Here is a 21745-nt window from a genome sequence, read left to right as displayed (position 1 = left end):
AGCGAATGCAATTCGGCACGACGGGCTCGCGGGCATGCCTGGACTGGGGCTGAGCAGCAGCAGACCTCAGCGCAAGCTGCTGCCCGCCAGCATGCGGCCGGGCGGCACCTGCACCACGTGCTCGGCCAGGTAGGCCGAACCGCTGTCCTCGCCGGTGCGTGCTTGCACTTCCTGGCGCGCGTTGATGAACTCGGCAGCGACCTGCGCGCGCGTCGGACCATCGGCGCGCGGCTGAAACGTCTGCTGGTTCAACGTCCACTCGTTCGCAGCGCGCATCTCGGCGCGCGAATCGATGACCTCGGTCAGCACGTCGGCGCGTGTGCGGGAAGCGGCGAAAGGCATGCTGGACTCGACGGCGATAGGGCCTTCGGCGCGGGCCGTGACGGCGATCAGCGTGGCGGACAGCGCAGCTGCGGCGACGGTGGTGCCGTAGGCGATGGAGTAGACGATGCGGTTCATGGTGATCTCCTGGCGAAGTGATGGTGGAGGGGGCAGGGTGGCCTTCGCCGTGTGTTCCGCCGTGCCCCGTGGCATGGCTTGCACTGTGGAAGCCGCAGGTAATCGCGTCATTTCGGCCGTTCGCGGATTTGTAATGCGCTCGTAGCTGCGCGGCAGAGGCCGCATCGCGCGAGATCTACGCTGCGGACATCGACATCGACATCGACATCGACATCGACATCGACATCGACATCGACATCGACATCGACCGGAGCGCGTCCCCGACCGCCTGGGGGCACCAGAGACTGCGTTTTCCTGCTGCCTGTGCCCGTACGCCGTACGTCGCACGCCGCCGCCGCACGCGAATGTCCGTTGAAGAACGTCTGTCGAAGAACGTCGAACCACGAACACCACTGGCGATCATGCTGGCCGCGGCGTCCCCGGGCCGACGCGCGCGGAAGCTCCGTGTGAGGGCCTCGGCACACCTGGCGCTCTGAGCGGGCGCGTTCGCGCCAGGGTGCGCTAGGAAGAGGCGGTCGGGCGTGCGCCTGCGTGGCGCCGGCCGGCGTGCTGCGACAGCTGCGCGTCCAGCGCCAGCAGCAAACTGGTGCGATGCAGGCGCGCCACCTCCCGCCAGGGGCGTGCGGTGAGTGCGCCTTCGAGGGCCCACAACAGGTTCAGAGACACCTTGGCACCAACGTGCCGGGTGGCGACGTACGCAGCGACCGCGCCCACGCGGCGCAGGTCGCCCGCCGTGCGCAGCCCGGCGCACGCCAGCATCCGCGCCGACGCGGCGCCGAGATTCGGCAGCTGTCGCAGCGGCGTCTCGTCCCCTGGAGCGCCGGCGTCGCCTCGCGTCATGATGCGGCGAACACCAGCAGCAGGTTGTTGGCCGGCATGGGGTGCCGCTCGCGCAGCGCCAGGCCGGCCCGGGTGGCTTCCGCGACCACCTCTTCCAGCCGGCGGATGCCCCAGGCGGGATCGCGAGCGCGCAGGCTTTCGTCGAAGCTCACGTTGCTCTGCGCCGTGGGGACGCCCTGCTCGAAATAGGGCCCGTAGGTGATCAGCACACCGCCCGGCGCGAGGTACTGCGCGGCGCCGCGCATCAGGCCGGCGCATGTCTCCCACGGCGCGATGTGCAGCATGTTGGCGCAGTAGATCGCGTCGAATCGCTCGGAAAACGGCGGACCCTCGGACGGCCAGACGGGTGCCCTCACGTCCAGCCGCCGCGGCCTGCGGACGTTGTCCAGGCCGGTCTGCGCGGCCCAGCCCGCGATGGCGGGAAGCATGGTGGGGTCGGCATCGGTGGGTTGCCAGCGCCAGGCATCCAGCGCCGCCGCGAACCACACCACGTGCTGCCCGGTGCCGGACGCGATCTCCAGGCCGGTGCCCCGCGCCGGCAGGATGCCGCGCAGGTGCATCAGGATGGCCTCCTTGTTGCGGTCGGCGGCGGGGCTGTGCGGCAGGTGGTCGGTCATGGCGGAGCGCCCATTGTCCACGGCTGCAACCGTCGAGCCGCCTTCAGGACAGCGGCAGGTCCAGCACGCCGGCCGCGGCCGGCAGCGAGCGCATGCGCTCCCACCAGCGATCGAGGTGCGGACGCTCCTGCCAGGGCAAGGGCAGGCCGCGCCAGCGATGCATCTCGCAGGCCAGCGGGATGTCCGCCACGCTCATCGCGTCGCCGGCCACGAAGGCCTGCTGCGCGAGCTGTGCGTCCAGCAGGTCCCACAGCGGCTCGGTGGCGGCGACCGACTGTGCCAGCAGGTCGGGGCGGCGTTGCGCAGGAGGCGTGCGCACCAGCTGGATGAAGGCCTCGCGGCCGGCGACGTTCAAGGTGGTCTGCTGCCAGTCCATCCAACGTTCGGCGTCGAAGCGCTGGCGCAGCGCGGTCGGCAGCAGGGCGCTGCCCTGGCGGGCCGCCAGGTAGCGCACGATCACGTTGCTCTCCCACAGGGTATGGCCCGCGTCGTCGAGCAGCGGCACCAGGGCGTTGGGGTTGTGCGCCAGGTACTGCGGGGTGCGCACCACGCCGAAGGCGCCGCCGGCGTCCTTGCGTTCGAAAGGCAGCTCCAGCAGTTGCAGCGCGAAGACCACCTTGCGCACGTTGATGGACGAGATGCGCCCCCAGAGGAGGATCATGCGCGGCCCTCCCGTTCCATCAGACGAACGCCACCGGTTCGAGCAGGCCCGCGGCCCGCACCAGCGACGCGTACTGCGACTCGAACATCTCCGTGCCCGAGACGCCCTGCGCCGGCTGCTCCTTGCGCATCTCCAGGCGTGAGCCGTCGCTGCCCCGGGCAGTCACCTCGGCCACGGCGAGGCCCGGCGTCGCGCCGGCGACCAGGCGCGCCCGGCAGCGGTCCAGGCCGACCGTCGCGAGGGCGCAGGTCACCATCGTGTTCACGTTGCGCGGGAACAGGTGCGCGATGCCACGCGCGGAGCCGTCGTAGAGCACGTCACCGGCTTGCACGCCGGCCGGCTCGCCGCCGGCGGCGCTGAAGTCGATGTTGGACGGGTGCTTGACGAAGGTGATCGTGACCTCCTCCCAGGCGTGGCGCCACTCGCGCAGGCTGTCCAGCCCCATCAGCGCACCGTGGGGAATGGCCAGCGTGGTGCCGGCGGCGCGTGCCTGCGCCTCCATGCGGGTGCGCAGGTTGTCGTCGGCCAGCGCCGTGACCGACAGCGGCAACAAACTGGCGTGCCGCAGAATCGCCTCGCCCCAGCGGCGGGAGTAGTCGGGGTGGGCCATCTCCACCACGAGGTCGGGCCGGCGCGTGGCGATATCGGCCAGGTCGTGCAGGCGCAGCGCCTCGGGTACCTCGGCGAGCGCGTCGGGCGAGCGGTTGTGGACGAACGCGATCTCCAGCGGGCCGCCGATGTCGGCCGCCATGCGCCGATACACCTGCCGGCCGATGAAGCCGAAGCCGATCAGCCCGATGCGGCGCTTGGGCGCGCGGGCCATCACTGCGGAACGAAGCCGGAGCTGCGCACCACCGGCGTCCAGAACTCGGTGCCGGCACGCACCAGGCGGCCCAGCGCCTCGGGCGAGCCGTGCGCCGGATGGAACTCGATGGCCTGCATGCGCTGGCGCACCTGGGGCTTGGCCAGGGCCTTGGCCAGTGCCGCGTTGATGCGCGCGACCTCCGCGGCTGGCGTGCCGGCGGGCGCGAACATGCCCAGCCAGTACTCCCAGTCGATCTTGTAGCCCTGCTCCGCAAAGGTGGGCACCTGCGGCAGCGCGGGCGAGCGTCGCTCGCCGAGCACGCCGATCACGCGCAGCTTGCCGGCTGCCTGCGGCTCCAGGAAGTCACCCAGCGCAGTCGTGCCGGCGGTGATCTGACCGGCCATCAGGTCCTGCACCAGCGGGGCCGAGCCGCGGTAGGGCACGGCGACCAGCGGCGCGCGTGTCTGCTGGCCCAGCAGGTGGACCATGAACTGCGGGATGCTGCCGGGCGCCGGGATGCCGACGTTGGCGCGGTCCGGGTTGTTGCGCGCCCAGGCGAAGAACTCGTCCATGGACCGCGCCTCGACGCGCGTGGACACCGCCAGCCCGCCGGGATAGCGGGCGACCTGCCCGACCGGGGCGAAGTCGGTCTGCGGCTTGAATCCCGGCGCCTTCACGGTCAGCGGCAGCATCACCATCGTGTGGTCCGGGCTCAGCAGCAGCGTGCGCCCGTCGGGCGGCGCCTGCAGCAGTTGCTGGGCCGCGATCTGCCCACCCGCACCGGGGCGGCTGTCGATGACGACCGGGGCGCCCAGGTCCTCCTTCATCTCGTCGGCCAGCAGGCGCGCGACCACGTCGATGGTGCCGCCGGCCGGGAAGCCGACCAGGATGCGGTAGGGCTGGGATGGAGACTGGGCCTGGGCTGGCGCAGCCGCGGACAGGGAGACGAGCGCAAGCGGCAACAGGAGCGCCGAGGCGAAGCGGGACAAGAAGGGCATCTTGCAGGTTCCGGTGAGGCGGCTGGCGGTCGCCGGCCTGGGCGAACGATGGTGCCAGAAGCGATGCCCGCTGGACAGCCGGCGCGCAACGGGGTTTTCCGCAGGCTTTCTCGAGACACTGGCGGCGGCGCAGAGGAGTCGCAGGCGGCGGTGCGGCAAGAGGCGGTGCGGCCGGCACCGGCGGAGCGGGGAGGCGGAGGCGGAGGCGGATGGGAATCGAACCCACTGCCCGCCGCGAAGCGGGCCACTGGTTTTGAAGACCAGGGAGGCCACCAGACCTCATTCGCCTCCTGATGTCGGGGCCTGCTGCTGCACGAAGGCATGCAGGTCGCCTTGCCGGCGGGTCTGGCCGGTGGCGTGCAGGTGCTGCAGCAGGGGCACGGTGAACTTGCGGGTCGATCCGAGCAGCTCGCGCGCCTGGGACACTGTAAAGCCTTGCGGAGCCGGAAAGGCGGCGGCGAGTGTGCCGCGCGCCTGCCGCACCGCTTCGGCGTGCAGGCCGATGCGCTGGGTGGGCGGCTGGCCCGGCAGCAGCAGGATGTCGCCACGCGTGACCAGCAGGTCCAGCAGCGCCCGCAGCCGCGCATCGCTGCCGGGCCGCGGCAGGTCAGGCGGCGCCATGCCGCCTTCGCGGAATGCGCTCTCCAGGGCCTGTAGCGCGTCGCGCGTCGCCGGGTCCATGGCCTGCACCGGATCGTGCCGCGGCAGCGCGGCCAGGCTGTCCCTGCGCACCAGGGAGCCGGCGGCCTCCAGCCGTTCCAGCAGCCTGCGCCACAGCACGTCTCCCACCTGTTCCGGCAAGCTGGCGCGGCACAACGCGAGCGGCGCCCCGGGGCGCAGCGGCAGCGCGGCGTGGTAGTTGCGCAGCATCGCCAGCAGCCGGTTCTCGAGCTGCTCCACCACGGCGAGCGACCAGGCCCGCTGTCCATCGACCAGGGCGAGCTGCTGCACTACCGACTGCAGCGGCCCACCGGCTGTTCCCGTGCGATCCGCAGCACCTGCAACATCCCTTCCCGTTGCCGACGCAGTTGCCGCAGTCGTCGCCTTCGCTGGCGTCGCCGGGGCGACTGCCGCCTTCTCCTGCAGGGCCCCTCGGATGCCCAGCAGGGCGTGCAGGTCGGCCAGAGGCAGGCCCGCGGGTCCGGCGCTGCGCAGGCGCTGCTGCAGGACGTCGTGCGCGCTGCCGCCGGCCAGGATGCGCAGGCGCTCGACCGCGGCGCCGTCCGATCTCGCGTGGCGCGCCGGGGCGGCGTCCAGCACGACGCCGCCGCCCAGCGTGGCAGCGGGCGACTCGCGTCGCAGCAGGAAGGGCTCGCCGGGCACCGCGGGCACGGGGCGCGTGGTGCGCAGCTGCACCAGCAGCCGCTCGCCGGTGCGGCCAAGCACCCGCGCGGTGGCCCCGACGTCGGTGGTGCCGCACAGCAGGCGCAGCCGGCAGCGGTCGATCTGGCTGGCCGGCACGCCCGCGGCCAGCTGCAGCACGCCGTCCAGCAGGACGCCCGGACGCAGCCGGCCGGGCGGGGCCAGCACGTCGCCGCGCGACAGGGCGCCGGGCTTCAGGTGGCGCAGGTTCACGCCCACGCGTTGCCCGGGAAGCGCCTCCTCCACCGGTGCGTGGTGCACCTGCAGCTGCCGCACGATGCCGCTCGCGCCGCCGGGCAGTGCCTCCAGCGTGTCGCCGACGCGCAGGGGCCCACCGCGCAGCGTGCCGGTGGCCACCGTTCCATGCCCCGCCAGGGCGAAGGCACGGTCGATCGGCAGCCAGGCGTGCCCGGTGCGCGCCGCTGCCGTGGGCAGCCGCAGCAGCAGCGCGCCGAGCGCCTCGCGCAGCTGCTGCAGGCCTTCCCCGGTGGTGGCCGACGTGGCAACGACCGGCGCGAATTCCAGGTGGGTGCCGCGCAGCAGCCGGCGCAGCTCGCGCCGCGTCTCGGCATGGCGGGCGGGATCGACCCGGTCGCTCTTGGACAGCGCCACCACTCCCACGCGCAGCCCGAGCAGGTCGGCGATGGCCAGGTGCTCCACCGTCTGCGGCTTCACGCCTTCGTGCGCATCCACCACCAGCAGGCTGGCCTCGATCCCCGTGGCGCCGGCGACCATGGTGCGCACGAACTGCTCGTGTCCGGGCACATCGACCAGGTCCAGCGTGCCCTGCGGGAGGGCCAGGTGCGCGAAGCCGAGAACGATGGACATGCCGCGGCGCTTCTCTTCCTCCAGCCGGTCGGTGTCGATGCCGCTCAGCGCCTTCACCAGGCTGGTCTTGCCGTGGTTGACGTGGCCGATCACGCCGACGGTGGCACGCCGCACCGGCGCCTGCGCGGCCATGTCAGCCCTCCTGCCCCTGGGCTGCCGCGGCCAGCACCTCGAGCAGCGGCGCGAGCTCGCCATCGGCAACGGTGCGCAGGTCCAGCGCGAAGTGGTCTTCGACCACGCGGCCCACCACGGCGGGGCGGCCGGCGCGCAGGCGCCGCGCCAGCGCGTCGGCCGAGAGCGTCGCATGCCGCAGCAGCAGCAGGCGGGTCGGCAGCTGCGCCTCGGGGAGGGCGCCGCCGCCCGCGAGCGAGTGGTCGTCGCGCAGCGTGCAGTCCAGCGCCGGCGCACGGCGGCGCAGCCGGCGCGCGAAGAGGCCGGCGCGGCGCGCGATCTCGGCCTGCGATTGCGCCAGCATGCGCAGCGCCGGCACGCGCGCCTGCGGCGGCTCGGCGCCCTCGTACAGGGCCAGGGTCGCCTGCAGCGCGGCCAGCGACAGCTTGTCGATGCGCAGCGCGCGTGCCAGGGGGTGCGCGCGCAGCGGCTGCACGAGCCGTGACGGGCCGACCACGATGCCGGCCTGCGGACCGCCCAGCAGCTTGTCGCCGCTGAAGGCGACCAGACCGCCGCCGTCGCGCACGCAGGCCTGCACGGTGGGCTCGGCGGGCAGGCCGAAGCGGCGCAGATCGACCAGCGTTCCGCTGCCGAGGTCTTCCATGAAGGGGACGTTGTGGCGCTCGGCCAGGGCGGCCAGTTCCGCGCGCTCGGGTTGCGCGGTGAAGCCGAGCACGCGGTAATTGCTCGGGTGCGTGCGCAGGATCAGGCGGGTGGCGGGCCCGATGGCGCGCTCGTAGTCGGCCAGGCGGGTCTTGTTGGTGGTGCCGACCTCGACCAGGCGGGCGCCGCTCTGCGCGATCACGTCGGGAACGCGGAAGCCGCCGCCGATCTCGACCAGTTCGCCGCGCGAGACCAGCACCTCGCCGTCGCGCGCCCAGGCGGTGAGTGCCAGCAGCACGGCCGCCGCGCAGTTGTTGACGACCAGCGCCGCCTCGGCGCCGCTCAACCTGCACAGCAGCGCCTCGAGGTGGGCGTGGCGCGATCCGCGCGTGCCCGCCTCGAGGTCGTATTCGAGGTTGCTGTAGCCGCGCGCGACCGCGTCCATGGCGTCCAGTGCTTCGGGCGCGAGCGGGGCGCGGCCGAGGTTGGTGTGCAGCACCACGCCGGTCGCGTTGATCACCGCGCGCAGCCCGGCGAGGCGCGGCGCCTGCAGGCGCGCCTCGGCCTCGCGGAAGAAGGCGGCGTCGCCCGCGGCGTGCGAGGGCATGTCACCCGCGACCAGGGCGCCGCGCAGCTCGGCCACGCCTTCGCGCAGCGCCTGCGCCACCCGCGCGCGCGGGAACTGTGCACACAGCGCCTGGGCCGCCGGCGTCTGCAGCAACTGGTGCAGCGACGGCAGCTGCCGCGCACGGGCGGTCGCGTCGCCGGACGGCGCGGGCGGTGCACGCAAGGGCAGTACGGTGGAAGGGCGCGAGGGCGGCAAGGGCGGGCTGTCCGAATCGAATGGATCAAAGGCGGGTCCCGCTGCGAGGGAACAAACTGCAACAGGGCCCCACGGCCGAACCTGGAATGTCCAGAATGGGCCGCAACCATTCTGGCAAGTTTCGTGGCCCGTGTGGGCCGCCGCCGCTGTGCGGCGGCCTGCGATGGGCGCGGCAGACATCGCATACGGCATGCAGGCAAGCGGAGTCGTCACGGTCGTGCAGGAGCACCGCTTCGAGCTGCGCGGTGACGACGGCACGCACCGGCGCTTCACCCTGGCGCCCGGTGCGCCGCTGGGCTGGCAGGAGCTGGTGGCGCTGGAGCGCGCAGGATGCCGCGTCACGCTGGATCACGATGTGCCGCGGCCCGGCACCACCACCGCCGCGGTGCATGCGGTGCACCGGCTCGCGCCGCGGCAGCCGGGCGGGCAGCACGCAGGCAAGGAGGAGTGAGCGAGTTGAAACCGATCCGACGCACGACCGGCGCCACCGCGCTCGGTTTCCTCAGGAACTGGTCACTGCCGCGCCAGATGGCCGGGCAGGACGGCGCATCCGACGCGGCTCGCAGCGCCGCGTCGCAGCAGCTGCGCCCGCGCGTGGAGGACGCCGACGAGGTGGGTACCGGCATCTGCCCCTACTGCGCCGTGGGCTGCGCGCAGAAGATCTACGTGAAGAATGGCCGCGTCATCCAGATCGAGGGCGACCCGCGCAGTCCGATCAACGAGGGCACGCTGTGCCCCAAGGGCGCCGCGACCTACGGCTGGCTCACCAGCGAGCAGCGGCTGAACCGGGTGCTCTATCGCGCCCCGTATTCGGACCATTGGGAAACGCGGCCGCTCGAGTGGGCGATGGACCGCATCGCCGAGCGCGTGAAGGCTACGCGCGAAGCCACCTGGGTGGACCGCCTGCCGGACGGCGAGCCGGTGAACCACACCCTGGGCATCGGCTCGCTGGGCGGCGCGACGCTGGACAACGAGGAGAACTACCTCATCAAGAAGCTGTTCGCCGGCGGCCTGGGCATGGTCTGGGTCGAAAACCAGGCGCGAATATGACATAGCGCTTCGGTGCCCAGTCTGGGTGCCTCCTTCGGCCGCGGCGCCGCCACCATGCCGCAGTGGGACGTCGCGAACGCCGACTGCGTGCTGGTCATGGGGTCCAACATGGCGGAGGCCCATCCGATCGCCTTCCGCTTCGTGCTGCAGGCGAAGGACCGGGGCGCCACGCTGATCCATGCCGACCCGCGATTCACCCGCACCTCGGCGCTCGCGGACCTGCACGTGCCGCTGCGCGCGGGCAGCGACATCGCGTTCCTCGGCGGCATCATCCGGCACCTGCTGGAGCACGACCTCTGGTTTCGCGAGTACGCGCTCGCGTACACCAACCTTTCGACGATCATCGACGAGCGCTTCCGCGATGCCAGCGAGCTCGACGGGCTGTTCTCGGGCTGGAACCCGGACTCGGGCGCCTACAAGTACGACAGCTGGCAATACGAGGGCATGACGGTGCCGGCGTCGCTTGCCGAGCATTCGGTGAACACCACCGAGTCGTTTTCCGACGAGACCAAGCGGCTGTCGCAGCAGCAGGTGCCGCGCGACGAGACGCTGCAGCACCCGCGCTGCGTCTACCAGATCCTGCGGCGGCACTTCGCGGCCTACACGCCCGAGAAGGTCGAGGAGATCACGGGCTGTCCGCGCGATCTGGTGGTGCGGGTGGCCGAGACGCTCGCGCGCAATTCAGGGCGCGAGCGCACCAGCACCATCTGCTATGCGGTCGGCTGGACCCACCACAGCACCGGCGTGCAGATGATCCGGGCGGCCGCCATCATCCAGGCGCTGCTCGGCAACGTGGGGCGGCCCGGTGGCGGCATCCTGGCGCTGCGCGGACACTGCAGCATCCAGGGCAGCACCGACATTCCTACGCTGTACAACATGCTGCCGGGCTATCTGCCGCATCCGCACGCGTTCAAGGCGCATGGCAGCCTGGCCGAGTACATCGAGAGCGAGCAGACGCCCACCGGCTGGTGGCACGCGTTCCCGAAGTACGCGGTGAGCCTGCTGCGCGCCTGGTACGGCGAACACGCGACGCAGGCCAATGAATGGGGCTTCCGCTGGCTGCCGCGCAACGTCGGCGACCACTCGCAATTGCCGATGACCCTGGCGATGCGGGACGGGCTGATCCGCGGCATGTTCATGCTGGGGCAGAACCCGCTGGTGGGCGGCAGCAGCACCGACCGCGTCGTCGATGAAGGGTTGGCCCAGCTCGACTGGCTGGTCGTGCGCGACTTCACCGAAACCGAAACGGCCTCCTTCTGGCACGCCGGCCCTGGGGTGCGCGCGGGGCACCGGCGGCCGCAGGACATCGCGACCGAAGTGTTCCTGCTGCCGACCGCGCTCGCGTGTGGCGAGAAGGAAGGCACCTTCACCAACACGCACCGGCTGCTGCAGTGGCACGACCGGCTGGTCGATGCGCCCGGAGATTGCCGCTCCGACCTGTGGTTCGTCTACCACCTGGGGCGGCGACTGCAGGCGCTCCATGCCGCCAGCGATGCGCCGTGCGACGAGCCGATCCGCAATCTGCACTGGGACTATCCGGTGCACGGCCTGCACCAGGAGCCTTCGGCCGAGGCGGTGCTCAAGGAGATCAACGGCTACACCTGGGCGGACCGCAAGCCGGTGCCCGACTACAAGGCGCTCGAAGACGACGGCTCCACCGCCTGCGGCTGCTGGATCTACAGCGGCGTGGTTCCCGAGGAGGGCCGCAACCTCGCGCGCGGCCGCACGCCCGACGGCCCGGACGGGCCGGGCACGCACCTCGGCTGGGGCTTCGCCTGGCCGTCGAACCGGCGCACGCTCAACAACCGCGCGTCGGCGGATCCCGAGGGCCGGCCCTGGTCCGAGCGCAAGAAGCTGGTGTGGTGGGACGGTGAGCAGCGCCAGTGGCAAAGCCCCGATGAGATCGATTTCGAGAAGGACAAGCCGCCCGACTACCAGCCCGACTGGGACCGCAACCCGCAGGGCATGGATGCGATCTCCGGCAGCGACCCGTTCATCATGATCGCCGACGGCCGCTGCTCGGTGTTCGTGCCCTCAGGGCTGAAGGACGCGCCGCTGCCCACGCATTACGAACCGGTCGAATCGCCGGTGCACAACGCGCTCTACCAGCAGCAGGACAGCCCGGTCGCCAAGAAGTGGCCGCACGACGCCAACACCTACCACGCGGTGGGCGACCCGCGCTATCCGCACGTGCTCACGACCTACCGCCTGACCGAGCACCACTCGGGCGGCTCTCCCACCCGCTCGGTCGCCAGCACGGCCGAACTGCAGCCCGAGGGCTTTGCCGAAATCCCGGTGGAGCTGGCGCGCGAGCTGGGCATCGAGAGCCTCGACTGGGTCGTGCTGTCCACAGCGCGCGGCGAGGTGGAGACGCGTGCACTGGTGACCGAGCGCCTGCCCACGCTGCAGATCGGCGGGCGGCGCATCCACCAGCTCGGCATGCCGTTCCACTTCGGCTGGCAGGGCCTGGCCCGCGGCGCGCCGGCCAATGCGCTGACCAGCGTGGTCGGCGAGCCCAACACCACCATCCACGAAGGCAAGGCCCTCACCTGCGCGTTGCGCAAGGGGCGGCTCGTGCCGAAGGAAGGAGCAGCATGAACGAACGTGCAGCGCAGCACCGGACGGCTTCGTTCCAGCAGGTGCAGGAGGCCGAGACGACCGCCGGAACGCGCATCGAGCCGGGGCGGCGCTATGGCTTTTTCACCGACACCACGCGCTGCATCGGCTGCAAGGCCTGCGAGGTGGCGTGCAAGGAGTGGAACGCGCTGCCGGCGGACGACCTGGGCACCATGTCCGGCATGAGCTACGACAACACGCGCGCACTCTCGGCCACCACCTGGCGGCACGTCACCTTCCTCGAGCGCATCGAGCGCGGCGAGGTGCCCACCGAGATGCCGGCCTACCAGAGCCACTGGCTGATGATGAGCGACGTGTGCAAGCACTGCGCCAACGCTGCCTGCCTGCAGGCCTGCCCGACCGGTGCGCTGTTTCGCACCGAGTTCGACACCGTCGTGGTGCAGCAGGACATCTGCAACGGCTGCGGCTACTGCGTGCCGGCCTGTCCCTTCGGGGTGGTCGCGCTCGACGAGGACGACGGCAAGGCGCACAAGTGCACCCTGTGCTACGACCGTCTCAAGGGCGGCCTGGAGCCCGCCTGCGCCAAGGTCTGCCCGACCGAGTCGATCCAGTTCGGCGAGCTGCCCGAGCTGCATCGCAAGGCCGAGGCGCGGGTGCAGCAGCTGCATGCGCTCGGCCGGGACGATGCGTACCTGTACGGAACGCCCGGTGCGCCGGGCGCCACCGGGGGCATCGGCGAGCTCAACGCCTTTTTCCTGCTGGCCGACCGGCCCGAACGCTACAACCTGCCGGCCGCGCCCACGCTTCCGGCGACCCGCGTGGGACCGTCGCTGGGCGCCGGTCTGGGCGTGATCGCCGGACTCGCCGCGCTCGCGGCGGCCCTGCTGGCGCCAGGAGGCACGCGATGACCGCGCCGCCGCCGAGCCTGCGCTACGAGGGGCCCACCTACCATGGCCAGCCCATGCTCAAGCCCAGCGTCTATGGCGCGCTGATCTGGGGCTACACCTGGCTCGCGGGCCTGGCAGGCTCGTCGCAGGTGCTGGCCACGGTCGCCGACCTGTCGGGGCGTGCGGGGCTGCGCAGCATGGTGTGGCAAGGGCGGACTCTCGCGGCCTTCCTGCCGGTCATCGGCGCCGGCCTGCTGGTGGCCGACCTGCACACCCCGCAGCGCTTCTACAACATGCTGCGGATCTTCCGCGCCACCTCGCCCATGTCGATAGGCAGCTATGTGCTCAGTGCCTTCGGCTTTGCCAGCGCGGTCACCGCATGGGCCGGATGGACCGGGCGTGAAGGACTGGCACGCGCCAGCGAGCTGCCGGCGGCCACCGCCGGCGCCGGGATGTCGGTCTACACCGCCGCGCTGCTGTCTGCCACCAGCACGCCGCTGTGGAGTGCGGCGCCGCGCGCGCTGGCCGGCCAGTTCGCGGCTTCGGCCTTTGCCACCGGAGCAGCGGCGCTTTCGATCGGGCAGATCCTGCGCGGCGATCACGCCACGGCGGCGCGCCTCGAGCAGCTCGCAGGCGCGGCCGCGCTGGTCGAGTTCGGCTTCGGACGCAGTGCGCAGCGCAGCTGGCGGCGCTGCGGCGTCGATGCCGTGCTGCATGAGCGCGGCATCCGCGCAAGTCGCCTAGGGGGGGATCTGCTCGGCGTGGCGCTGCCGCTCGCCTGCCTCGCGGCCAACACGGTGCGGGCGCGCCGCAGCCCCGTCCTCACCGTCGCAGGCGCCCTGGGCGTGCTGGCCGGCGGACTCGCCATGCGCGCGGCGGTGTTCGAGGCGGGCAACCGCTCGGCACAGCGGCCGCAGGATGCCTTCGCCATGGCGCGCGTGCCGCACGCCGACGGCCAATCCGATGCGCCTGGACGGCCGCAGGAGGCGGGGTATGCGGCCGGGCGCGCCTGAGGACGCCGGCACGGCGCTGCGCGAGGGCGCCGCGATCATCGAGCGCTGCCAGGGCTGCCCGCCCGAAGAGGCCAAGCGGCTGCTGCGGCAGGCCCTGCTGGGCGTGGTGCGGTTGCGCAATGCCTGCATCGGATCGCCGGCCGCACGCATCGGCGAGCTGACGGTGGACGATGCCGCGCGACTACGGCAGCGGCTGAATGCGCTGCTGAGCCTCATGGCCAGCGTCGAGTTTCCGCTGTCGGCCTTCAATCGTGATCGCATGGCGTGCGCGGCGCGCGAGATCCGGGCCATCGAGGAGGACATCGGCGCGCCGCGCCGCTCCGGCGCCTGATGCCCTGCTAGGCTGGCGCCATGCAACGCCGATCTTTCGTCGCCGCCGCCACGGCCGGTGCCGGGCTCGCTCTGGTGCCCGCGCCCGGCTGGGCGCAGGCGCCCGCATCCGCGCTGCCCACGCGCGCCATCCCGTCCACCGGTGAGCGGCTGCCCTTGGTAGGCCTGGGCACCTGGATCACGTTCAACGTCGGGCGCGATCCGCAGGGGCGGCGCCAAAGCACCGAGGTGATGCGCGCGTTCTTCGATGGGGGCGGGCGGCTGATCGATTCCTCTCCCATGTACGGCTCGGCACAGGAGGTGGTGGGCGAGGGCCTGCGCCAGCTCGGCTCACCGGCGGCGGTGTTCTCGGCTGACAAGGTCTGGACTTCCGGCGACGGCGCCGTGCAGGTGGAGCGCTCGCGCCAGCTCTGGGGCGTGGCGCGATTCGACCTGCTGCAGGTGCACAACCTGCTCGCCTGGGAGCGGCAGCTGCCGCTGCTGCTGGAGATGCGGGCGGCCGGCCGGCTGCGCCATGTCGGCATCACGACATCCGAGGGGCGGCGCCACGAGCTGTTCGAAAAGCTGATGCGCACCCAGCCGCTCGACTTCGTCCAGCTCAGCTACAACATCCTGGACACCGAAGCCGAGCAGCGGCTGCTGCCATTGGCCGCCGAGCGCGGTATCGCCGTCCTGGCCAACCGGCCCTTCCGCCAAGGCGATCTGCTGCGGCAGCTGCAGCGCCATCCGCTGCCCGGCTGGGCCGCGGAAATCGGCTGCACGAGCTGGGCGCAGGTGGCGCTCAAGTACATCGTCTCGCACCCTGTCGTGACCTGCGCGATCCCCGCGACCACGCAGGTTGCGCATGTGCGCGAGAACCTCGCCGCGGGCACCGGGCCGCTGCCGGACGCGGCGCTGCGCCGGCGCATGGCGGCCGAGCTGCGGGCGCTGTGAACGGCCTGCTCGCCCAGTGGTGGACCTACCGGCCCGCCGACTTCCTGATGTTCTCGGCGCGCAGCTACGAGCGGCTGCTCGCGCTCTACCACCAGGACCACTGGCCGGTGCAGCTGCCCGCACTGGCCGCCGGCGTGGCGCTGGTGTGGGCGGCGCGCTCGCCCGGCATCGGGGTGGCGCGCGCGGCGGCCTGGGGACTGGCGCTTGCGTGGCTGTGGGTGGGGTTCGGCTTCCATGCGCGCTACCACGCCCAGATCAACACGGCGGCGCCGGCGCTGGCGGTCGCCTCGGCGCTGCAGGCGCTCGTGCTCGCCTGGATGGCGCTGGGCGGCTGGGACGCGCGGCCGCGGCGTTGGCCGCGCCTCGCAGCCGCACTCGTCGCGCTGGCGGTGCTGGGCTGGCCGCTGTTCGGGCTGCTTTCGGGACGCGGGATCGCCTCGCTGGAGCTTTTCGGGATGAACCCGGAGCCGACCGCGCTGGCGACTCTGGGCTGGCTGTTCGCGACCGGGCTGCGCCACCGCGCCTGGGCAGCGGTGGTGCCGACGCTGTCCCTGCTGCTGGGCGCAGGAACGCTCTGGCTGCTCTACGCGCCGAGCTGAGCGGGGCGGCCGGCGAGCGTGCTGCCGCTCAGCGGCGGGGGCGGGCGGGCGGTGTGCCGGGCGGGCGGCGGTCGGGGAGGTGGCGGAACATGATGCGGCCCTTGTTCAGGTCATAGGGCGAGAGTTCGAGCGTCACGTCATCGCCTGCGATCACCCGGATGCGGTGCTTGCGCATCTTGCCGCCGCTGTAGGCCACGAGTTCGTGGCCGTTTTCGAGCACCACGCGAAACCGCGAATCGGGGAGCACTTCCGCGATGCGGCCGCGCATTTCAATGAGTTCTTCCTTGGCCAAACTGGTCCTTTCGAGTGCCGCCCCCGGGGACGGCAGGTCCCTCGCCTCGATGCGAGTGGACGGGGTGGGGGAAACAAAGGGCCGGCGCGGGAGCCGGGCGAACTGCAGGCCATGGGCGGTGCGCCGTGCGGCGCGGCCTGGGCGGCTGCGAGATGGATGTGCTTCCGGGAAGCAGGCATCGATTGTAGGCGCCCGCGCGACGCATCGACGGCCGGTGCGGCGATGCCCCCACCCACGGCGCGGCGCGGCGCGGCTACGATGCGCGCAGCCCCATGAACCCACGCCCTTCGATGCCGCTGTCGCGCCGCCGCCTGCCGATCCTTGCGGTCGTCGTCATGCTGCTGCTGGCCTTCGCCGTGGGCGCAGCGGTCGGCCAGCTCGGTGTGCCGGCGGCGCTGGTGCAGCGCGCGAAAGGGCTGCTTGCCGGAAGCGAGCGGCCGCTGCAGCCGCCCGATGCCGCGGCGTCCGAGTACCGGCGCCAGCGGCTCGCGCTGTTTCGCGCATCCGAGGCACGGGCCGACATCGTCATGCTGGGCGACTCCCACACGGCGGGGGGCTCCTGGTCCGAGCTCCTGGGGCGGCCGGCGCTGAACCGGGGCATCGGGTGGGACAGTTCGCAAGACGTGCTCGAGCGCCTGGACGAGGTGATCGGGCGCAAGCCCAAGGTCGTGTTCCTGCTGATCGGCATCGTCGATCTGCGCTACGGGATGGCTCCCGACCTGGTGGCGCACAACATCGAGGCCATCGCCGCCCGGCTGCGCGATGCGGGCATCCGCGTCGTGGTGCAGAGCGTGCTTCCCGTCGCGCCGCATCTGCGGGAGGCGACCAACGAGCGGGTGCAGGCGCTGAATGCGCGCTTGCGCACGCTGCCGGATTACCTGGACCTGCATCCGGCGCTGGTGCGCGACGGGGCACTCGATCCGGCTTTGACCCACGACGGCATTCACCTCTCGGGCCCCGCCTACCTGCGTTGGGCGCGGCTGGTCACGAACGCGCTGCAGGGGCGCACGCCACCGGCCGGCTGACCGTCGCAGACGCCGTCCGACCCCGCCCGCTCGCAGGGCGTGCAGCGACACGGGTGCGTTCGCCATCGTCGTGGCGCGGCGAGCGGGCGCCGTTCTTCAGCGGGCGGGATCGATGTGCTGGAAGCGCTGCTGCCGGCCGGACGGCGTGTCGATGAGGTCGAAGAACTCGCGCAGCGGCCGCATCCACGCGAGGGCCTCCTGTACAGGCGCTTCGGCCCCGGTCGCTTCGGCTGCCCGGTACAGCACGCCCGTCTCGCCGTTGGCCTCGATGCGGCAGGCGCCCACCACGCGGTAGCGGCCGCCCTTGTAGTGGCGCAGCAGGGTGCCCACGGCGAAGAGGGTGCCGGGGTGCCTGGCAGCCGCCGAGTCGGGTGTGCCGGGTACGCCGGTGGCGCCGATCGCGTCGGCGGCGGCGGTCGTTTCAGTGGGACTGGTCGTGATGGCAGCGCCAGGCAGGGTGGAGTTGGCAGCGGACGTGTCGCCACGCGTGCTGTGGCTGGCGCCGGCGCTGGCGCTTGCGGTGGTGCGGGTGCTGGACATGGGGCGCCATGCTAGCGCGCCAGTCGCGTCCTGTTCGGTCAGCGAACCGGTGCGCCGCCACGCCCATGCGGGTGCTACAACCTGCGGCCATGCCGTCGTACCCGGCATCGCACTTCCCACCTTGGAGGGCCGACGTGCCGACCACCGATTCACAGTCCGCCGATTTGCACGCTCGCTGGCTGCGGCTGGCCGACGCGATCCGCGGTCTGCCTGCGGCGCCCCCGGCGGGTCCGCCGCAAGGTCCTTCTCGACCGATCCGCGACCTTCCGCGCCCGGCGGGCCGACTGCGGATGCGCCGACGCCCGGCCTGAGCTCCATAGTCGGGTGGACGTGTGACGGACGCAGTGCCCTTGCCGGCGAGCGACTTCGCCCACGCTGTCTCGCGCGGGCACAGCAGCACCGCCGACGCCCTTTCCCTGTTCGACGCCCTGTCGGCGGTGCCACTGGAATCGATGCTGGGTCGCTGGAGCGGCGCAGGCTTTCCGACCGGACACTGGCTGGACGGCCTGCTCGAGGCCAGCGGCTGGAGCGGCAAGCGATTCGACTCGACCGAGCAGGTGCACCCCCTCGAATTCGCGACGGGAACACGCAACCCGCTGCGCCTGCGGGCCACCGGCGCACCGCTGGCGCTCTCGCTGCTGCGGCGTTTTCCGCGGCTGCGCGCGGCAGCGGCAGGCGGGCTCGGGCGCGCCGCGCTCCCGCTGCTGGCCACGACGCGCTCGCAGGCGCGCTTGCGCACGCTCGTATTCCGCGGGGTGCCGAGTGCCGCCATGCTGTACGACAGCGCTCCCATCATCGACGTGTTCCGCGGCGTCGATGCGGACACCGTGCTCGGTCTGATGGACATGAAGGGCATGGACCAGCCGTTCTTCTTCGTGCTCAGGCGCGCGGGCTGAGTGGCGCAGCGCGTCCGGCCGCAGGGCGGGCGCACCCGAAGAAGGCGCTTTACCCGACGACGGGAAGAGCCAAAAAAAGAAAAGCCCCTGCGAGCAGCAGCCGCAGGGGCATGAACGACCGGGATGGAGAACCTTGCGCATACTCCCGGCCAGTGCGGGCGATTGTAGCGCCCGCTGCAGCCCATGTTCCGGAGTTTGTAGCGACGACATCCCGGTCTCCCCTTCGGGCACAACGGCAGCCGATCGTCGCGCGGCTGCCGGCGCAGGCTCAGGGCGAGGTCGCCGGGGCTTCGCGCGCCTGCAGCAGGCGCTGCACCAGGGGGTGCTGGATGCGCCGCTGGGCCGAGATGAGAAAGAAATGCTCGACCAGCTCCGGCGAGTCGCCCAGCAGGCGCAGCCCGGGGTCTTGCATCAGGTAGTCGTGCGACCAGCGCGACGCCGGAAACGCGCCCATGCCGCTGCGCCCGAAGGTGGCCAGCAGCGCGCTGTCCTCGAATTCGCCGGCGATGCGCGGGCGCAGGCCCCGGCGCTCGAACCAGTGATCGAGCCGGGCGCGTACGGCGGCGTGGCCGGTGGGCAGCAGCACCGGCAGCGCCCCCAGGCACTGCGGAAAGTCCCCGGCGTGCCGGGCGGCCAGTTCCGCGGGGGCATACCAGGCGAGCGGCGCGTCACCGATCGCATGGCTGTACAGCCTGAGGTTGGGGTTCTGCGGCGCCGGCCGATCGGAGAGCACGACGTCCAGCCGGTGCAGCGCGAGCTCGGCCAGCAGGTCGTCGATCTGGGCTTCGTGGCACAGCAGCCGGACGCCGGAGCCCTCCAGCGCCGGTTGCAGCAGGTGGCGCACCACCAGTTTGGGCAGGCCGTCGGAAATGCCCACTGCCAGGCGCATGCCGGCGCTGCCCGCGGCCGCATCGCGCACCGCGTCGGGCAGCCGCTCCCCGAGCTGGAAGATCTGGTCCGCGTGGGCGAGGGCGGCCAGCCCCGCTTCGGTCAGCGCGATCCCGCGACCGGAAGGCTTGAACAGGGCATGGCCGAGCGCCTGCTCCAGCAGCCGCACCTGCGCACTCACGGTCTGGACGGCCATCCCGAGGCGGGCGGCGGCGCGGGCCATTCCGCCCTCATTGGCGACGACCCAGAAATAGTAGAGGTGGCGGTAGTTGAAAGGCAGGCTCATGGCGGGGTACGGCGAACTGCGGTTTTACCTGAACTATCTGCAGCAATCATCTTCTTTTTCAAGCCGAATCGACCGGGTAGCTTCGCGCGACAATTCGTGCGTTCTTGAAAGGAACCCCTCATGAAAAAAGTAGTGGCTCTGTGCGCCGTCCTCCTGTCGCTGGGGATGGTCACCGTGGATGCGGAGGCCGCGCGGCGGCTGGGTGGCGGAAAGTCCCTGGGCATGCAACGCCAGAATGTCTCTCCGCCGCCGAAGGCGCCCACACAGGGCGCCCAGGGAACCCAGGCTCCCGCCCAGGGCGCACCTGCGCAGGCCGCGCCCGCAGCCTCCACGGCAGCGGCCGCCGCCCCGGCTGCGGCTGCTGCGGCGGCGCCCCGGCGCAGCTGGATGGGCCCGGTTGCCGGCATCGCCGCGGGCCTCGGCATCGCGGCGCTGGCGTCGCACTTCGGCTTCGGTGAGGCGCTGGCAAATCTGCTCACCATCGGTCTGATCGCGATGGCGGTGATGCTGCTGGTGGGCTTCGTGCTGCGCAAGCGCGCCGCAGGCCAGGGACCGGCGCTCGCCGGAGCAGGCGCCGGGATGCGCGGTGCCGCGGGCGGCGCAGCGGCACCGCGGCAGGAGGCGACCCTGCGCTCGGCACACGACGTACGCGGCGGCTCGATGATCGGCTCGCGCCTGGGCGCCGGCACCGCGGCGGGCATGGCCCCGGCCGCTTCGGGCGTCGGCACCATCCCCGCGGACTTCGACGTGCCGGCGTTCGTGCGCAACGCCAAGGCGCATTTCACCGGGCTGCAGGCGGCGCACGATGCGCGTGACCTGGAGCGGCTGCGCACCTATCTCACTCCCGAGATGTTCGAGCTGGTGCGCGGCGAACTCGCCAGCCACGGCGAGGCGCCGGTGCGCACCGAGGTGTTCGGCCTCGAGGCGCAGGTGCTGGACGTGGCCGAGGTGGGCGGCGACTACGTGGTGAGCGTGCGCTTCACGGGAAGCGTGCGCGACGAGCCGGGCGTGGCGCCGGACGACCTGGACGAGACCTGGCACCTCACCAAGCCCCGCGCCGGGCAGGGCGGTTGGGTCGTGGCGGGCATCCAGCAGGCCTGATCACCCCGGACCACGGGCGCTGCGCCCGTGGTCCGCGGGCACGGGGCACGAAGCAGCGGGCTTCGACGCGGATTCAGGGCAGCGGTCCCTGGTGCGTCTCAGGCCAGCGGCTCGATACCCAGTTCGATGGCCAGCGACTGCAGCTCGGTCAGCAATGCAGCCGGCAGGGGAATGCCGGCTTCGGCGTTGCGCCGGCGGCGTTCATGGCTCTGCTCGCCCGGCAGCCAGATGCGTTCGACGCCCGGCAGGCGTTCACTGGCGCGAAGATCGCGCACCAGCTGATCCACCGCCGCGGTGAATGCCTCAGGGGGCCCGAACGCCGAGAGGTCGATGACCAGGATCGCCTGCCCGGTATTGGTGGGCGTCACGTGGTCGCGGTTGAAGTCGATGACCTCGCGTCCCATGGCCGCGCCGTTGAGCGTGCCGGCCAGCAGGCCGACGATCAGCGCCAGGCCGTAGCCCTTGTGGCCTCCGATCGGCAGCAGGAAACCTTCGTCGGCGCGCGTGGGGTCCAGCAGCGGCTTGCCCTGGCGGTCGATCATCCAGCCCTCGGGCAGCGGCTCGCCGCGCTTGGCCTTCGCCTTGACCTTCCCGTAGGCCGCGACCGTCGTCGCCATGTCGAGGACCACGGCGGGTTCGCTGCCGGCGGGAACGCCCACCGCGATCGGATTGGTCGAAAGCAGCATCTCCATGCCGCCCCAGGGCGGCAGGTGGTTGGCATTTCCGACCGCGAAATACAGCGCCACCATGCCCTGCTGGCTCGGCTTGCGCACATACAGCGAAGCAGGCCCCGCATGGTTGCTGGCACGCGTGCCGACCCAGGCCACGCCGGCGCTGCGCGCCTTGTCCATGGCGAGATCGACGGCGCGCGACATCACCAGATGGCCCATGCCGTTGTCGCCGTCGAGCAGGGCCATGGCCGCGCGTTCGTGCACCACGCGCACGGCGGGGCTGGTGTTGATGCCGCCGGCGCGGATGCGCTTGACGTACTGCGGCAGCCGGATCACGCCGTGTCCGTCGGAGCCTTGCAGGTCGGCTTCGGCCATCAGGCCGGCAACGATGCGCGCGTCGGCGGCCGGCAGACCGGCGCTGCCCAGCGCGCGCGCGATGAAGTCGGCGAGCCGGTCGCAGCCGACGCGCGGCAGGGTGTCTGCGCTCATC

Annotated in this window: 23 protein-coding genes and 1 tRNA gene; 10 read left to right on the top strand and 14 right to left on the bottom strand. The window is 72.1% G+C overall.

Annotated features, from left to right (window positions below):
* Nucleotides 1–66: 66 nt before the first annotated feature.
* From WG922_RS01150 to selA, 10 genes are all read right to left on the bottom strand, one after another.
* Nucleotides 67–459: a hypothetical protein gene (locus WG922_RS01150; protein WP_340280025.1), complete on the bottom strand. Its 393-nt coding sequence runs from the start codon at nt 457–459 to the stop codon at nt 67–69.
* A 107-nt stretch (nt 460–566) separates the two neighbouring features.
* A complete protein-coding gene (locus WG922_RS01145) occupies nt 567–737 on the bottom strand; it encodes a hypothetical protein (RefSeq protein WP_340280023.1) in 171 nt (56 codons plus the stop codon).
* 223 nt (nt 738–960) lie between these two features.
* Nucleotides 961–1299, bottom strand: coding sequence for a TfoX/Sxy family protein (locus WG922_RS01140; protein WP_340280021.1), 339 nt, complete (start codon nt 1297–1299; stop codon nt 961–963).
* Nucleotides 1296–1916: a DUF938 domain-containing protein gene (locus tag WG922_RS01135; RefSeq protein ID WP_340280020.1), complete on the bottom strand. Its 621-nt coding sequence runs from the start codon at nt 1914–1916 to the stop codon at nt 1296–1298. The genes WG922_RS01140 and WG922_RS01135 overlap by 4 nt, the downstream gene beginning before the upstream one ends.
* Before the next feature lie 43 nt (nt 1917–1959).
* Nucleotides 1960–2577: a glutathione S-transferase family protein gene (locus WG922_RS01130; protein ID WP_340280019.1), complete on the bottom strand. Its 618-nt coding sequence runs from the start codon at nt 2575–2577 to the stop codon at nt 1960–1962.
* A 19-nt stretch (nt 2578–2596) separates the two neighbouring features.
* Entirely contained in the window at nt 2597–3400 is an 804-nt protein-coding gene (locus WG922_RS01125; protein WP_340280018.1) for an aspartate dehydrogenase domain-containing protein, read from the bottom strand.
* Nucleotides 3400–4380, bottom strand: coding sequence for a Bug family tripartite tricarboxylate transporter substrate binding protein (locus tag WG922_RS01120; RefSeq protein WP_340280017.1), 981 nt, complete (start codon nt 4378–4380; stop codon nt 3400–3402). Before WG922_RS01120 ends, WG922_RS01125 begins: the two co-directional genes overlap by 1 nt.
* Nucleotides 4381–4580: 200 nt before the next feature.
* Nucleotides 4581–4671, bottom strand: a tRNA-Sec gene (locus tag WG922_RS01115).
* A complete protein-coding gene (selB, locus tag WG922_RS01110; protein WP_340280015.1) occupies nt 4660–6702 on the bottom strand; it encodes a selenocysteine-specific translation elongation factor in 2043 nt (680 codons plus the stop codon). The genes WG922_RS01115 and selB overlap by 12 nt, the downstream gene beginning before the upstream one ends.
* 1 nt (nt 6703) lies before the next feature.
* On the bottom strand, nt 6704–8134 hold the full coding sequence (selA, locus tag WG922_RS01105) for an L-seryl-tRNA(Sec) selenium transferase (RefSeq protein ID WP_340280014.1): 1431 nt from the start codon (nt 8132–8134) through the stop codon (nt 6704–6706).
* A 223-nt stretch (nt 8135–8357) separates the two neighbouring features.
* Here selA and WG922_RS01100 point away from each other — a divergent pair, with 223 nt between their 5' ends.
* The 7 genes from WG922_RS01100 (at nt 8358) to WG922_RS01070 (ending at nt 15556) form a co-directional block, all read left to right on the top strand.
* Nucleotides 8358–8618: a hypothetical protein gene (locus tag WG922_RS01100; RefSeq protein ID WP_340280013.1), complete on the top strand. Its 261-nt coding sequence runs from the start codon at nt 8358–8360 to the stop codon at nt 8616–8618.
* 77 nt (nt 8619–8695) lie between these two features.
* Nucleotides 8696–11815 carry a formate dehydrogenase gene (gene fdh / locus WG922_RS01095; protein WP_340280479.1) on the top strand — a complete coding sequence of 1040 codons (3120 nt, stop codon included), beginning with the start codon at nt 8696–8698 and terminating at the stop codon, nt 11813–11815.
* Nucleotides 11812–12702 carry a 4Fe-4S dicluster domain-containing protein gene (locus WG922_RS01090; protein ID WP_340280012.1) on the top strand — a complete coding sequence of 297 codons (891 nt, stop codon included), beginning with the start codon at nt 11812–11814 and terminating at the stop codon, nt 12700–12702. Before fdh ends, WG922_RS01090 begins: the two co-directional genes overlap by 4 nt.
* Nucleotides 12699–13694: an NrfD/PsrC family molybdoenzyme membrane anchor subunit gene (gene nrfD, locus WG922_RS01085; RefSeq protein ID WP_340280011.1), complete on the top strand. Its 996-nt coding sequence runs from the start codon at nt 12699–12701 to the stop codon at nt 13692–13694. Before WG922_RS01090 ends, nrfD begins: the two co-directional genes overlap by 4 nt.
* Nucleotides 13675–14025, top strand: coding sequence for a hypothetical protein (locus WG922_RS01080; protein ID WP_340280009.1), 351 nt, complete (start codon nt 13675–13677; stop codon nt 14023–14025). Before nrfD ends, WG922_RS01080 begins: the two co-directional genes overlap by 20 nt.
* 20 nt (nt 14026–14045) lie before the next feature.
* The gene (locus tag WG922_RS01075; RefSeq protein WP_340280008.1) at nt 14046–14957 is read left to right on the top strand and encodes an aldo/keto reductase; all 912 of its coding nucleotides are present in this window, start codon (nt 14046–14048) and stop codon (nt 14955–14957) included.
* The gene (locus tag WG922_RS01070) at nt 14954–15556 is read left to right on the top strand and encodes a DUF6064 family protein (RefSeq protein ID WP_340280006.1); all 603 of its coding nucleotides are present in this window, start codon (nt 14954–14956) and stop codon (nt 15554–15556) included. Before WG922_RS01075 ends, WG922_RS01070 begins: the two co-directional genes overlap by 4 nt.
* Nucleotides 15557–15584: 28 nt before the next feature.
* Here WG922_RS01070 and infA read toward each other — a convergent pair whose 3' ends face one another.
* On the bottom strand, nt 15585–15848 hold the full coding sequence (gene infA / locus WG922_RS01065; RefSeq protein ID WP_340280004.1) for a translation initiation factor IF-1: 264 nt from the start codon (nt 15846–15848) through the stop codon (nt 15585–15587).
* A 272-nt stretch (nt 15849–16120) separates the two neighbouring features.
* On the opposite strand from infA, the gene WG922_RS01060 reads away from it, so the two are divergent.
* Nucleotides 16121–16873: a GDSL-type esterase/lipase family protein gene (locus WG922_RS01060; RefSeq protein WP_340280003.1), complete on the top strand. Its 753-nt coding sequence runs from the start codon at nt 16121–16123 to the stop codon at nt 16871–16873.
* A 96-nt stretch (nt 16874–16969) separates the two neighbouring features.
* On the opposite strand, the gene WG922_RS01055 is transcribed toward WG922_RS01060, so the two are convergent.
* Nucleotides 16970–17413 carry a DUF1653 domain-containing protein gene (locus tag WG922_RS01055; protein WP_340280002.1) on the bottom strand — a complete coding sequence of 148 codons (444 nt, stop codon included), beginning with the start codon at nt 17411–17413 and terminating at the stop codon, nt 16970–16972.
* Between the two features lie 332 nt (nt 17414–17745).
* On the opposite strand from WG922_RS01055, the gene WG922_RS01050 reads away from it, so the two are divergent.
* Nucleotides 17746–18309, top strand: a complete 564-nt coding sequence (locus WG922_RS01050; protein ID WP_340280001.1) for a DUF4334 domain-containing protein — start codon at nt 17746–17748, stop codon at nt 18307–18309.
* A gap of 268 nt (nt 18310–18577) precedes the next feature.
* Here the strand turns inward: WG922_RS01050 and WG922_RS01045 are convergent, their stop codons facing one another.
* A complete protein-coding gene (locus tag WG922_RS01045; RefSeq protein ID WP_340280000.1) occupies nt 18578–19483 on the bottom strand; it encodes a LysR family transcriptional regulator in 906 nt (301 codons plus the stop codon).
* Between the two features lie 120 nt (nt 19484–19603).
* On the opposite strand from WG922_RS01045, the gene WG922_RS01040 reads away from it, so the two are divergent.
* Entirely contained in the window at nt 19604–20584 is a 981-nt protein-coding gene (locus tag WG922_RS01040; protein ID WP_340279999.1) for a Tim44 domain-containing protein, read from the top strand.
* Nucleotides 20585–20682: 98 nt separating this feature from the next.
* Here WG922_RS01040 and WG922_RS01035 read toward each other — a convergent pair whose 3' ends face one another.
* Entirely contained in the window at nt 20683–21744 is a 1062-nt protein-coding gene (locus WG922_RS01035; RefSeq protein WP_340279998.1) for an Ldh family oxidoreductase, read from the bottom strand.
* Nucleotide 21745: the final 1 nt, after the last annotated feature.

It is taken from the genome of Ramlibacter sp. AN1015, from assembly GCF_037726105.1.
Lineage (GTDB): Bacteria > Pseudomonadota > Gammaproteobacteria > Burkholderiales > Burkholderiaceae_C > Ramlibacter.
The sequence above is the reverse complement of the archived record's forward strand: the minus strand, read 5'-3'. Positions and strand labels throughout refer to the sequence as shown.